Source organism: Nonomuraea sp. NPDC049504 (assembly GCF_040676845.1).
GTDB classification, from domain to species: Bacteria; Actinomycetota; Actinomycetes; order Streptosporangiales; family Streptosporangiaceae; genus Nonomuraea; species Nonomuraea salmonea.
This window is the reverse complement of record NZ_JBFAPT010000018.1, coordinates 60,109-72,342: the sequence shown is the minus strand read 5'-3', so window position 1 is coordinate 72,342 and position 12,234 is coordinate 60,109. Positions and strand designations below refer to the sequence as shown.

At 72.0% G+C, this 12,234-nt stretch carries 9 protein-coding genes and 1 pseudogene; 9 read left to right on the top strand and 1 reads right to left on the bottom strand.

The window, feature by feature from the left end:
* Nucleotides 1-3 precede the first annotated feature (3 nt).
* The 9 genes and pseudogenes from AB0K28_RS30790 to AB0K28_RS30750 all read left to right on the top strand — a co-directional run bounded on the left by AB0K28_RS30790 (nucleotide 4) and on the right by AB0K28_RS30750 (nucleotide 10,338).
* Nucleotides 4-1,356 carry a potassium transporter TrkG gene (locus AB0K28_RS30790; RefSeq protein WP_364376981.1) on the top strand — a complete coding sequence of 451 codons (1,353 nt, stop codon included), beginning with the start codon at nucleotides 4-6 and terminating at the stop codon, nucleotides 1,354-1,356.
* Nucleotides 1,349-2,011, top strand: coding sequence for a TrkA family potassium uptake protein (locus tag AB0K28_RS30785; protein ID WP_345402681.1), 663 nt, complete (start codon nucleotides 1,349-1,351; stop codon nucleotides 2,009-2,011). Before AB0K28_RS30790 ends, AB0K28_RS30785 begins: the two co-directional genes overlap by 8 nt.
* Before the next feature lie 80 nt (nucleotides 2,012-2,091).
* A complete protein-coding gene (locus AB0K28_RS30780) occupies nucleotides 2,092-2,535 on the top strand; it encodes a CBS domain-containing protein (protein WP_345402678.1) in 444 nt (147 codons plus the stop codon).
* 47 nt (nucleotides 2,536-2,582) lie between these two features.
* Nucleotides 2,583-3,191: a TetR/AcrR family transcriptional regulator gene (locus AB0K28_RS30775; protein WP_364376979.1), complete on the top strand. Its 609-nt coding sequence runs from the start codon at nucleotides 2,583-2,585 to the stop codon at nucleotides 3,189-3,191.
* A 41-nt stretch (nucleotides 3,192-3,232) separates the two neighbouring features.
* Nucleotides 3,233-4,066 (top strand): class I SAM-dependent methyltransferase, encoded by an 834-nt coding sequence (locus AB0K28_RS30770; protein ID WP_364376977.1) that lies wholly within the window; start codon nucleotides 3,233-3,235, stop codon nucleotides 4,064-4,066.
* 138 nt (nucleotides 4,067-4,204) lie between these two features.
* The gene (locus tag AB0K28_RS30765; protein ID WP_364376975.1) at nucleotides 4,205-4,567 is read left to right on the top strand and encodes an STAS domain-containing protein; all 363 of its coding nucleotides are present in this window, start codon (nucleotides 4,205-4,207) and stop codon (nucleotides 4,565-4,567) included.
* Nucleotides 4,568-4,691: 124 nt separating this feature from the next.
* On the top strand, nucleotides 4,692-7,553 hold the full coding sequence (locus AB0K28_RS30760; RefSeq protein WP_364376973.1) for a response regulator: 2,862 nt from the start codon (nucleotides 4,692-4,694) through the stop codon (nucleotides 7,551-7,553).
* 152 nt (nucleotides 7,554-7,705) lie between these two features.
* Nucleotides 7,706-8,155 (top strand): annotated as a pseudogene (locus AB0K28_RS30755) (ANTAR domain-containing protein); the annotation flags it as partial.
* A gap of 110 nt (nucleotides 8,156-8,265) precedes the next feature.
* On the top strand, nucleotides 8,266-10,338 hold the full coding sequence (locus AB0K28_RS30750; protein WP_364376971.1) for a SpoIIE family protein phosphatase: 2,073 nt from the start codon (nucleotides 8,266-8,268) through the stop codon (nucleotides 10,336-10,338).
* 140 nt (nucleotides 10,339-10,478) lie between these two features.
* Here AB0K28_RS30750 and AB0K28_RS30745 read toward each other — a convergent pair whose 3' ends face one another.
* Nucleotides 10,479-12,182, bottom strand: coding sequence for a RyR domain-containing protein (locus tag AB0K28_RS30745; protein ID WP_364376969.1), 1,704 nt, complete (start codon nucleotides 12,180-12,182; stop codon nucleotides 10,479-10,481).
* Nucleotides 12,183-12,234 lie beyond the last annotated feature (52 nt).

The window sequence follows — 12,234 nt, the reverse complement described above, 5'->3', positions numbered from 1 at the left end:
TGCATGAACCGCGTTCTCGCCTGGCTGACGTCCCGTTTCCAGCAGCCCGCGCAGGTCGTGGTGCTCGGCTTCGGCCTGGCCATCACGGCCGGCACGGCCCTGCTCGCGCTGCCCGCCGCCACCACGTCAGGCGAGCCGGCCGGGCTGGTCGACGCGCTGTTCACGGCCACCTCGGCGGTGTGCGTGACGGGTCTCGCGGTGGTCGACACCGCCTCGCACTGGTCGGTGTTCGGGGAGCTGGTGATCGCGGGGCTGGTCCAGGTGGGCGGGCTCGGCATCATGACGATGGCCACCGTGTTCACGCTGCTCGTCTCGGGCCGCTTAGGGTTGCGGGCCAAGATCGTGGCGCAGGCCGAGACCAAGGCGCTCAGCGCCAGCGACATCCGCCATGTGATCCGCAAGGTGGTGCTGTTCACGCTGCTGTGCGAGAGCGTCGCCGCCGTCGTGCTGACCGGCCGGTTCATGATCGCGTACGGTGAGCCGTTCGGCCGGGCGCTCTACCTCGGCGGTTTCCATGCAGTGGCCTCGTTCAACAACGCGGGGTTCGCGCTGTGGCCCGACAGCCTCATGCGGTTCGTCACCGACCCGTGGATCTGCCTGACCGTGGCGTTCGCCTGCATCGTCGGCGGGCTCGGCTTCCCCGTCGTGTTCGAGCTGGCCCGCACCTGGCGTCACCCGCACAAGTGGAGCGTGCTGACCAGGATCACGCTCGGCGTCACCGTGACGCTGCTGGTGCTCGGCACCCTCGTGTTCCTGATGACCGAGTGGCGCAACCCCGGCACGCTGGGCGCGCTCGACGAGCCCGACAAGCTGCTGGCCGCGTTCTTCACCGCCGTCATGCCGCGCTCGGCCGGATTCAACACCCTCGATGTCTCGGCCATGTACCCGTCGAGCTGGCTGCTCACCGACCTGCTCATGTTCATCGGCGGGGGCAGCGGCGGCACCGCGGGCGGCATCAAGGTGACCACGGCGGGCCTGCTGGCGTTCGTGGTGTGGGCCGAGCTGCGCGGCGAGAGCCGGGTCAACGTCGGTCACCGGCGGCTGCCCGACACCAACCAGCGGCAGGCCGTCACGGTGACGGCGCTGGGGGTAGGGCTGGTGGGTGTGGCGACGTACGTGCTGCTCGCGCTCACCCCGCACAGCCTCGACCAGGTCATGCTGGAGGTGGTCTCGGCGTTCAGCACGGCGGGCCTGTCCACCGGCATCACCGCCGACGTCGGCACGGCCGGGCACCTGCTGCTCGTCATGCTCATGTTCGTGGGCCGCATCGGCCCGCTCACCCTGGGCTCCGCGCTGGCCCTCAACAGGCGCGCCCGGCACTACGAGCTACCAGAGGAGCGTGTCATCGTTGGCTGAGTACAAGGGCGACCCGGTCGTCGTCATCGGCCTGGGCAGGTTCGGCACGTCGCTGGCGCTGGAACTCACCCGGCGCGGCACCGAGGTCCTGGCCATCGACAACCGGCCCAAGATCACGCAGAGCCTGGCGGGCCGCATCACCCAGATCGCGACCGCCGACGCCACCGACATGGAGGCGCTGCGCCAGCTCGGCGTGCCCGACTTCTACCAGGCGGTGGTGGCGGTCGGCAGCGATATCGAGGCCAGCATCCTCACCACGTCGCTGCTGGTCGAGCTGGAGATCAACGACATCTGGGCCAAGGCCATCAGCACCCAGCACGGCCGCATCCTGAGCCGCATCGGCGCCCATCACGTGGTCTTCCCCGAGCACGACATGGGCGAGCGGGTGGCGCACCTGGTGAGCGGCCGCATGCTCGACTACATGCAGGTCGACGAGAACTTCGCGCTGGCCAAGACCAGCCCGCCGAAGGAATACGTCGGCATCCCGCTCGGCCAGTCCAACCTGCGCCGCAAGTACGGCGTGACGATCGTGGCGGTCAAGCCGCCTGGCGAGGAGTTCACGTACGCGACGGCCGAGACGGAGCTGACGTACGGCGACATCGTGCTCGTCTCCGGGCGCACCGAGCAGGTGGAGCGATTCGCCGAGCTGCCCTGACCGGTGGGGTGACAAGCTCGTGACCGGACGCTGGACCGCCCCACGCTGAGGGCATTCACCCGGGTAAGGGAGGTCATCGCATGCGCGCACGCGATCTCGCCGTCGAGTTCCCGACGGTCACCCTCGACACCCCGGCTCTCGAGGCGGCCAGGCTGCTCGCCGACCGGGACCTGCCGGGGCTCATCCTCATCGGCGACGACGGTCTCCCGCACAGCATCCTGCCGGGCACGCAGGTGCTGCGGCTGGCGGTGCCGGCCTACTGCCAGGACGACCCGGCGCTGGCCAGGGTGGTGGACGAGGCGCACGCCGACCGGTTCCTGCATCGCCTCGACGGCAGGACGGTGCGCCAGTGCCTGCCGGAGGAGCCGCGCGAGCTGCCGGTGGCCGGTCCGCAGGCGACCGTGCTGGAGCTGGCGTCGCTGATGGCGCGGACGCACAGCCCGCTCGTGGCGGTGGTGGCCGGCAAACGGCTGATCGGCGCCGTCACCCTGCAATCCCTGCTCGACCACGCACTTCAGCTGTGAAACCGGGCTTACCAGGGATAACGGACCGGGCGACGTAGGGTGGGGTCATGGTGAAGGCCGTGGCTCGACAGCCCGTTCCGGCCCGGCGTGCGAACGCCGAGCGCAGCATCGCCGCGATCCTGGAGGCCGGCACGCGGTTGCTCAGTGCCGACCCGGGTGCCAGCGTGGCCGACATCGCGCGGGAGGCCGGGGTGGGCAGGGTGACGCTCTACGGCCACTTCCCCTCCCGTGAGGCGCTGGTGGACGCGGTGCTCGACCATGCGGTGCGCATGGCGGACGGCGTGCTGGAGGACGACCGCATCGACACCGCGCCGCCGCCCGAGGCCATGGAGGGCCTGCTGCGCTCGTCGTGGGAGGTGCTCGACCGCCATCGCCGGCTGTTCCTCGCCGCCGACCGCGCGCTGCCCACCGAGCGCATCAGGGAGCGGCACGAGCGCCCGCTGCGCCGGGTCGAGCGGCTGATCGCGCGAGGGCGGGAGGCCGGCGACTTCCGTACGGACCTGCCGTCGCAGTGGCTGGTGACGGCGTTCTTCGCGATCCTGCACAGCGCCGCGCAGGAGCTCGATGCGGGCCGGCTGGCGCCGGACGAGGTGGAGAAGGTGCTGGTGACCACCATGCTGTCGCTGCTGCGTCCGCCGGTGGCGAAACGGGCCTGAGCGCGTTGCCGAGTGGGCGGGCGCCCACCTACTGTGGGCACATGCCCACTATCCCAGAGCCCGGCCTCCCCTCCGGGCAGGAGACCCATCAGATCCGTGAGGTCGCCGAGTCCTTCGGCACCGAGGCCGACCGCTACGACCGCGCCCGTCCGAGCTACCCCGAGCCGCTGATCACCCGCATCGCCGGCTCCGCGCCCGGCCCCGACGTCCTCGACGTCGGCTGCGGCACCGGCATCGCCGCCCGGCAGCTCCAGGCGGCCGGCTGCCGCGTGCTCGGCGTGGACGTGGACGAGCGCATGGTCAGACTCGCGCGGGAGCGCGGCCTGGAGGCCGAGGTGGCGCCGTTCGAGACCTGGGACGCGCGCGGGCGCCGCTTCGACGCGGTGGTCGCCGGGCAGACCTGGCACTGGGTGGACCCGGTGGCGGGCGCCGCCAGGGCGGCCGAGGTGCTGCGGCCCGGCGGCCGGCTGGCGCTGTTCTGGAACGTCATGCAGCCGCCGCCCGCCGTGGCCGACGCCTTCGCCGAGGTCTACCGGCGGGTGCTGCCGCAGATGGCGGCCGTGGGCGCGGCGGGGCCGGCGCTGGAGGCGTACGCGGTGATGGCCGGGAAGGCGAGCGAGGGCATCGAGGCGTGCGGCGCGTTCCACGAGCCCGAGCGGTGGCGGGACGACTGGGAGCGGACGTACACGCGGGAGGAGTGGCTGGACGCGCTGCCCACCTTCGGCGGCCACAGCAGGTTGCCCGCCGAGCAGCGCGAGGAGTTGCTGGCGGGCATGGGTGCGGCGGTGGACGCGCTGGGCGGCCGGTTCGTGATGCCGTACGCGACGGTCACCGTCACCACGACCCTGCTCACGACCCTTCCCACGACCGCCTGAGCCTCTCACCCGAGCCCCTTTCGCGGCCCGGCGGAGGACCCTGCTTTTGGCGGAAAACCAGGGATATCCCAGGACACTTTTGCGGATTATTCTTCGTTGGATGGTCGTATTCCGCCGGCGAAAGCGGAGAAGCCGTAGATGCCGCCATTGAAGCTGGCGCACCAGCGCCCGCGCGGGGTGATCGTGATCGCCGTCAACGGCGAGATGGACGCCACCAATCGAGCCCAGCTCGAAGCCTACGTCCGTGACCTGCCCGTCGATCTCGCCCGGGGCATGGTGTTCGACCTGTCGGGCGTCCCGTTCATGGACAGCTCGGGGCTGCACGTGCTGCTGCGCTGCGCCACCGACTGTCTCAGGAACGGCGGCACCGTGCACCTGGCGGGCGTGCAGCCGCTGCCCGCCCGCCTTTTCGAGATCACCGGTGTGGCGGCGTACGTCCCCGTGCACGACACGGTGGAGACGGCCGTCGCCGCGCTCACCTCGGCGGGCCATTCCCTCTGACGGATTTCCCGCCGGATACATGCTGTGATAGCGCAATGACAACTCACGGCCGGCCCCCGCGGCGGCCGGCTCCGGATAATCTCTGCGCTACCTCGATTGCTTGGCCGAGTACGGAGGAGCGGTCATGAACGACCCCACCGTCGGCACGTCCCGTCCGTCCGCCGCGCGCGGCCAGCGCGCCAGGGGCCAGGGAGAGGCGGGTGAGGAGCCCGAGCTGCGCAGGCTGCTGGCCGGCCTGACCGCCGTCAGGGACGGCGACTTCCGCACCCGGCTGCCCGACGACGCCGACGGGCTGCTCGGGGAGATCGCGTCGGTGTTCAACGGCATGGTGGACCAGCTGTCGCTGTTCACCTCCGAGGTGACCAGGGTGGCCCGCGAGCTCGGCACGGACGGGCGGCTCGGCGGCCAGGCGGACGTGCCCGCGGTGTCGGGCACCTGGAAGGACCTCACCGAGTCGGTCAACGAGCTGGCCGGCAACCTCACCAGGCAGGTGCGCGCCATCGCCGAGGTGACCAGCGCCGTCACCTCGGGCGACCTGACCCGCTCGATCACCGTGGACGCCGAGGGCGAGCTGGCCGACCTCAAGGACAACATCAACTCGATGGTGAAGTCGCTGCGCGAGACCACGACCGCCAACGAGCAGCAGGACTGGCTGACGTCGAACCTGGCCCGCATGTCCGGCCTGATGCAGGGTCATCGCGACCTGACCACCGTGGCCGAGCTGGTCATGAACGAGCTGGCGCCGCTGGTCTCCGCCCAGTACGGCGCGTTCTTCTCGGCCGAGGACAGCGAGCTGAAGCTGATCAGCGGCTACGGCTACCCGGTCGACCCCGAGCGGCCCACCCGGTTCAGGCTGGGCGAGGCGCTGGTCGGGCAGGCCGCGCGCAGCCGCAGGACGATCGCCATGACCGACCTGCCGCCCGGCTACATCACGATCGCCTCAGGGCTCGGCCGCACCGACCCCTCGTCGGTGATCGTGCTGCCCATCGTGGTCGAGGAGCAGGTGCTGGGCGTGATCGAGCTGGCCTCGGTGCAGGCGTTCACGCCGGTGCACCGGGCCTTCCTCGACCAGCTCATGGAGACGATCGGGGTCAACCTCAACACGATCGTGGCGAACGCGCGTACCGATGAGCTGCTGAAGGAGTCGCAGCGGCTGGCTGTCGAGCTGCAGGCCCGCTCGGAGGAGCTGCTGCAGCAGCAGGAGGAGCTCCAGCGCTCCAACGCCGAGCTGGAGGAGAAGGCGACGCTGCTGGCCCGCCAGAACCAGGACATCGAGACCAAGAACCTCGAGATCGAGCAGGCCAGGCAGGAGCTGGAGGACCGGGCGCACCAGCTGTCGCTGGCGTCCACGTACAAGAGCGAGTTCCTCGCCAACATGAGCCACGAGCTGCGCACGCCGCTCAACTCGCTGCTGATCCTGGCGCAGCTGCTCGCCCAGAACCACACCCGCAACCTCACCCCCAAGCAGGTCGAGTACGCGGGCATCATCCACTCGGCCGGGTCCGATCTGCTGCAGCTCATCAACGACATCCTCGACCTGTCGAAGGTCGAGGCCGGGAAGATGAACATCAACCCCGAATGGGTGCAGCTGCGGCGGCTGCTCGACTACGTCGAGGCCACGTTCCGGCCCATGACCGGCCAGAAGAGCCTCGACTTCCGGGTCACCCTGGCGCCCGGCGTGCCGGCCGAGCTGCTCACCGACGACTCGCGGCTGCGGCAGGTGCTGCGGAACCTGCTGTCGAACGCGGTCAAGTTCACCGAGACGGGCAGCGTGGAGCTGCGCATCGAGCCGGCCGCGCCGGGTGAGCTGCCCGCGTCCGTACGTCCCCACGGCCCCGCCATCGCGCTGCGGGTCGTCGACACCGGCGTGGGCATCCCCGGGCAGCAGCTCGAAGTGATCTTCGGGGCGTTCCAGCAGGCCGACGGCACCACCAGCCGCAAGTACGGCGGCACCGGGCTGGGGCTGTCGATCTGCCGGGAGATCGCGTACCTGCTGGGCGGGGCCATCACCGTGCGGAGCACGCCGGGGCAGGGCAGCGTGTTCTCGCTGTATCTGCCGGTGGCGCGGCCCGGGTACGAGCCCGGTGAGGCGATCGCGCCGGCCGAGGGCGCGCCCGCGCAGCCGGCCGAGCGGGCGCCGGTGAGCGCGCGGCGGCTGCTCGTCATCGAGGAGCGGCGGAGCGGGTTGTTGTCGCTGGTCGCGGAGAGCGTCATGGGCGACCTCGCCACCGCCCGCGACCTGGGCGGGACGATGGAGGTGGTCACGGCGGCCGGGCCCGAGGAGGCGGCGCGGCTGCTGGGCGGGGAGCCGTGCCACTGCATCGTCCTCGACCTCGACATGCCTGACATGTCGTCTTATCAGGTGCTGGCCGCCATGGACGGTGACCCGCGGCTGCGCGGGGTGCCGGTGCTGGCCTACAACAACTGGCGCTCGCCCCCGCAGCAGGAGGTGCGCCTGGCGCACCAGCCGCTGGAGCTGCTGTCCAGCCTCGACGAGCTGCGCGAGCGCATCGCCCTGCACCTCACCGCCGGCCAGCCCGGCGACGTGCTCCCGCTGGTCAGGTCAGGCGCGGTGAACGCGCCCGAGGGCAGGGGGACCGACAACGCGCTCGCCGGGCGCACCGTGCTCGTGGTGGACGACGACGCCCGCAACCTCTACGCGCTGACCAGCATGCTGGAGCTGCACGGCATCACCGTCCTGCACGCCGAGAACGGCCGCACCGGCATCGACACGCTGACCGCCCACCCGGAGACGGACCTGATCCTGATGGACGTGATGATGCCCGAGATGGACGGCTACACGGCGACGGAGACCATCCGCTCGATGCCGCGGTACGCGCACCTGCCCATCATCGCCGTCACCGCCAAGGCGATGCCCGGCGACCAGGAGAAGAGCCTCACCGCCGGCGCCTCGGACCACGTCACGAAGCCCGTGGACGCCGACCACCTGATCGCCCGCATCCGCCACTGGCTGGACCTGTCTTGACCTCCTCCCCCTCGTGAACGAGGGGGATTCCCACGGTCGCCCGTGAGGCTTCCTGCTTCACCGCCGGGTCGCCCGCCCGAGAAAGGAACTCTCGTTGAGGTCTTACACCAGCTCCACAGGCGTTTCTCCTCTCCGCCGGCCCGGCGGCGAGGATGTTTCCGATCGTTCGCCCGGTGGCTTGGTCATCGCCACCGTCGAACACACTACCGAACCGTGCGATGTCGTGCGGCGTTTTGACGCCGGTTCGCCTGGCGGCGAACCGGCTGCCCCTGTCCTGCTCCGCAGGGGTCCGATTCCTCTCCCGTCTGAAGGCGGGAGTTTCCTCGGAGGTATTCGATGACGCCACCCGCACCGTTCCCCTGGCCCGCGACCCGCCCCCTCCCGCCATGACACCCCCACCCGAGAACGACGAGACACCTCCCTCCCCCGCCGGCGCCGACGCGGATGCCGGTGGGCTGGAGCACCTGGTGGCGACGGTTGAGCGGTTGCGGGAGGAGGCTGAGCGGGTGCGGCGGGCCGCTGCCGGTGGTGCGGTGATCGAGCTGGCCAAGGGGGTGCTGGTCGAGCGGTTGCGGTGCACGCCGGCGCAGGCGGCCGAGCAGCTCGCCCTGCTCGCCGTCAAGGCGGGCGTGACGCCGCTGGAGGTCGCCGCCGACGTGGTGAACGAGGCGGCGGGCGACCGCATCGCAGCGGCGGGCGAGCACGACCCGGCGTGTCGGCCCGCCTGCGCGCCGCCGAGAGCTCGGCTCTGGGCGCCCGCGACACCCAGGTCGTGGCCGCCTCGCTGCTGGAGCACGCGCTGGCCCCGCTGGGCGCGACGGCCGTGGCCGTCTGGGAGGCCGAGCCGGGCGGCGCCCTCGCCCTGGCCGGGCAGGCCGGCTTCGGCGACGAGGAGGCCAGGCGCTGGCGTCACATCCCGCCGGGCGTCCCCACCCCGGCGAGCCGCACCCTGCGCGAACGCCGCCTCCTCTGGCACCCGTCAACCACCCTCCCCGCCATCGGCCACCCCCCACCCTCACACCCCCCGCCCGGAAGCTCCCCCGCGTCCGATGACCGTCCGGCCGGTGGCCCGCCCCTGGATGAGCACGAGGGTGGGGCGCGGGTGACCGTCCCTATGGTGGTCAAAGGGCGGGTGGTGGGGGTGTTGGAGGTGTGCTGGCCTTACGCGGTGCCGGCGCGGTCGGTGCGGGTTGAGCGGCAGATCGAGGCGCTGGCCGAGCTCTGTGCACGGACGCTCGACTCGCCGTACGTCGCCAGGCCGGAGGATGAGGCCGCAGGAGCGGCGCAGCATGCCGAGCTGGTGGGGCTGGCGGATGCGTTGCCGGATCCGTCCCTTGTGCTGCGGGCGCGGCTGGACGAGCGCCGGAAACCGGCGGACTTCGAGATCCAGCATGTCAGTGAGCGGGTCGCGCGCGGAGACGGGCTGCTGCTGGAGGCGTACCCGATCCATGTGGGCGGGTCGTTGCTGGAGGCCTGTCCGCAGGCGGCGCGCGGGTTGCTGGGGTTGCTGGAGCAGGTGCATGCCACCGGTGAGCCGTTCCGGGCCGAGCGCATGCCGCTCCAGCTGAGCGCCACGGGCGTCGCGGACGTCAGCCTGACCAGGCACGGCGAGAGCGTGCTCATGGTGTGGCGGGACCACGACGAGGACGCGCGGCTGGCCGGACTGCTGGAGCACGCGCAGCGGCTGGGCAGGATCGGCGGGTTCGAGGAGAACGCGCGTACCGGCGAGATCACCTGGAACGCCCAGCTGTACACCCTGTACGGCCGCACCCAGGGCGACCGCCCCGTCCCCCTCGAACGGCTGCGCGACCACGCCCACCCCGACGACGCGGTGGCGGTGGGCCGGTTCCTGCGCACGGTGCTGCACCACCGCAGGATGGCGGCCGTCGCGTTCCGGCTGCGGCGCCCCGGCGGTGTGGCCAGGCACATGCGGGTGGTGGCCGAGCCGGTCTTCGGCCCGGACGGCCGGCTGATGGCGGTACGCGGCGCGTACCAGGACATCTCCTCGCAGCACTGGACGGAGGTCGCGCTGTCCGTCACCCGCGACCAGCTCGCCCACACGGAGCAGCAGTCGGCCGCCCGCAACAGGCTGGCCCTGCAACTGCAGCAGGCGATCATGCCGCCGTCCCACGGCGCCATGGACTCCTCGGGCCTGCACATCGCGGTCCGCTACCGCCCGGCGCAGAAGGAGCACCTGGTCGGCGGCGACTGGTACGACGCGGTCGCGCTGCCCTCACGCCAGGTGCTGCTGTCGGTCGGCGACGTGGCGGGCCACGGCGTGCAGGCGGCCACCGGCATGGTGGTGCTGCGCAACGCGCTGCGCGGCCTCGCCACCACAGGGGCGGGCCCCGCCCAGCTCATGACCTGGCTGAACATGGTCGCCCACCACCTGGCCGACCGCATGACGGCGACGGCGGTGTGCGCGCTGTACGACCCGTCGTCCCGCGTCCTGCACTGGGCGCGGGCGGGACACCTGCCGCCGATCCTGCTGCGCGACGGCGACGGCTCCGAGCTGCCGGTGCTGAAGGGCCCGCTGCTGGGCGCGTTCGAGGACGCGGCGTACGAGGAGGGCCGGCTGCAGCTGCGCTCCGGCGACACGCTGCTGATGTACACCGACGGCCTGATCGAGCGGCGCGACCACAACCTGCGCCACGCCCAGGACCGGCTGCTGGCCATCGCCAGGCGCGGCGCCGCCACGCTGGATCACCGCCTGGACGACCTGCTGACCCACTCCAACTCCGACACCGACGACGACACCTGCCTGATCGGCGTCCAGCTGCACTGACAACGACCTGGCCCCGGCCCTGCGGCTTGCCCCGCAACGCTTCGCAAGCCCTGGTACCGACGGCGTGCCCTGCACGTGTTCCGCGACAGCACGGCCCTGAGAGCGGGCCCAGAGTGGTCCGAGTACGTCCCGGGGCGTCCCTATCGCTCCGTGTGCTGACGCCGGTTCTCCGGCGGGACGCGGACGATGCGGAACCCGGCGTCCTCCAGGAGGGCTGGCAGGCCGGTGACGGCCGCGCGGTCCTTGCCGCGCGCCTCCTCCGACAGGTATTCCCAGTCGAGGAGGTCCGGGTGCTGCTTCCTGGCGTCGTCGCGCGTGGGGCCGTGGGTCCAGCCGCGGTCGAGGAGGTAGGACGCCCAGCGGCGGTGCTCCATCTCGGCGAGCAGCTCGATCTCGTCGTGCTCGAACGCGAACGTGGCCGGCGCGTCGGTGCTCGGCGCCGGCACCGCGCCGATCATGCGGAGCTTGATGCCGATGTGGGCGGCCTGGTCGCGGTTCTGGCCCTTCTTGGCCTCGGTCAGCGCCTCGTACGGCACCATGGACTCGTTCTGCTCAGGGGTCTCGCCGCGCTCGGCGCACCCCATCAGGTATCGCTCGTGGATCGCCCGCGCCAGGCGCTCGATCACGTCCTCGTCGATCAATTCCGGTCGTCCCGCCTCTTCTGTGACGGCGAAGAACCGCAGTGTGCCGGCGATGTCGTCGAGCAGCCCCGCGGTTCCGAACGCTTCCGCGAACACCCTACGCTGGCCCACCCGGACGATCATGGGTGCGCCGGTCCACAGCGGCGCGACGGTGAGGGTGGCGGTCAGGGCGTCGCGCTCGTCGCCGTAGCAGACGTAGACGCGCTGGGGACGTTCCTTCATGTCCTCAAGGAGCGGGCGCAGCCCGTCGGCGCCCGCGTCGTGCGCGGTCACGGCGCAGTAGTCGGCGACGAACGGGTACGTCCTGCACACCGCCTCCACCTGGGCCGTCGCGCCGGTGGCGATCACGCGGACCGGGACGCGGGCCCCGGCGCGCAGCCGGCACTGCCGGGCCAGCTCGACCAGCAGGGCCGCGCCGAAGTGCCTGAGTCCGAGCAGCAGGACGGGGCTCTCGTGGGTGACGGGGTCGCGCAGCAGCAGCACGCGGGCGGCCAGCTCCTCCAGGTTGAAGAAGTCGAGCCGCCGCTCGTGCGGCCCCTTCGAGCCGAGGCGGCGGGCGCGCAGCGCGGAGCACAGGCCGGGGTCGGGGACGTACGCGTAGGCCGACACGGGTGAGCCGCTGCCGAGGCCGTGCGCGGCGGCGGCGACGGCGACGTTGGCGGTGGCGTCGTCCTCGCAGGCGTAGACGACGCGGGCCCGGTGGGCGCCGGCCGCGCGCAGCACCTGCGGATTCCTGGCGTCGCCCGCGACGTGGAACACCCCGCGCGCCCGCTGCGGGTCGCCGGGCGGGCCGCCGATGACGACGACCGTGCGGCCGCTCTCGCGCAGCCGCTGCGTCAGCGCCTGTCCCAGCGGGCCGGTGCCGCAGACGACCGCGTGCCCGGACGCCTCGCGGGCCCGCAGCCTGCGGTATTCGGCACCGAGCAGCAGGCGTACGGTCTCGGCGAGCGCGTAGATCGTGACCGCGGGCGCGGTGAACCTGGCGACCTCCAGCGGCCACGGCAGGGGGCCCGGCGTGCCGAGCGGCTGGGGGTCGATGACGAACAGCTGGAGGTCGTAGTAGACGAGGTCGAGGAGGGTGGGTGCGGGGGTCGCGGCGGCGAGGTGCGTACGCAGCCCCATGAACCCCAGCACCAGCGACACCAGCGCCAGCAACCCGAACCCGGCCATCACCGAGGACCTGATGGAGCCCGTCTCTCGCATCCCGCCCCGCTTTCGCAGCCTGAGACGACAAGGACCGTCCGCTCCTTCATAG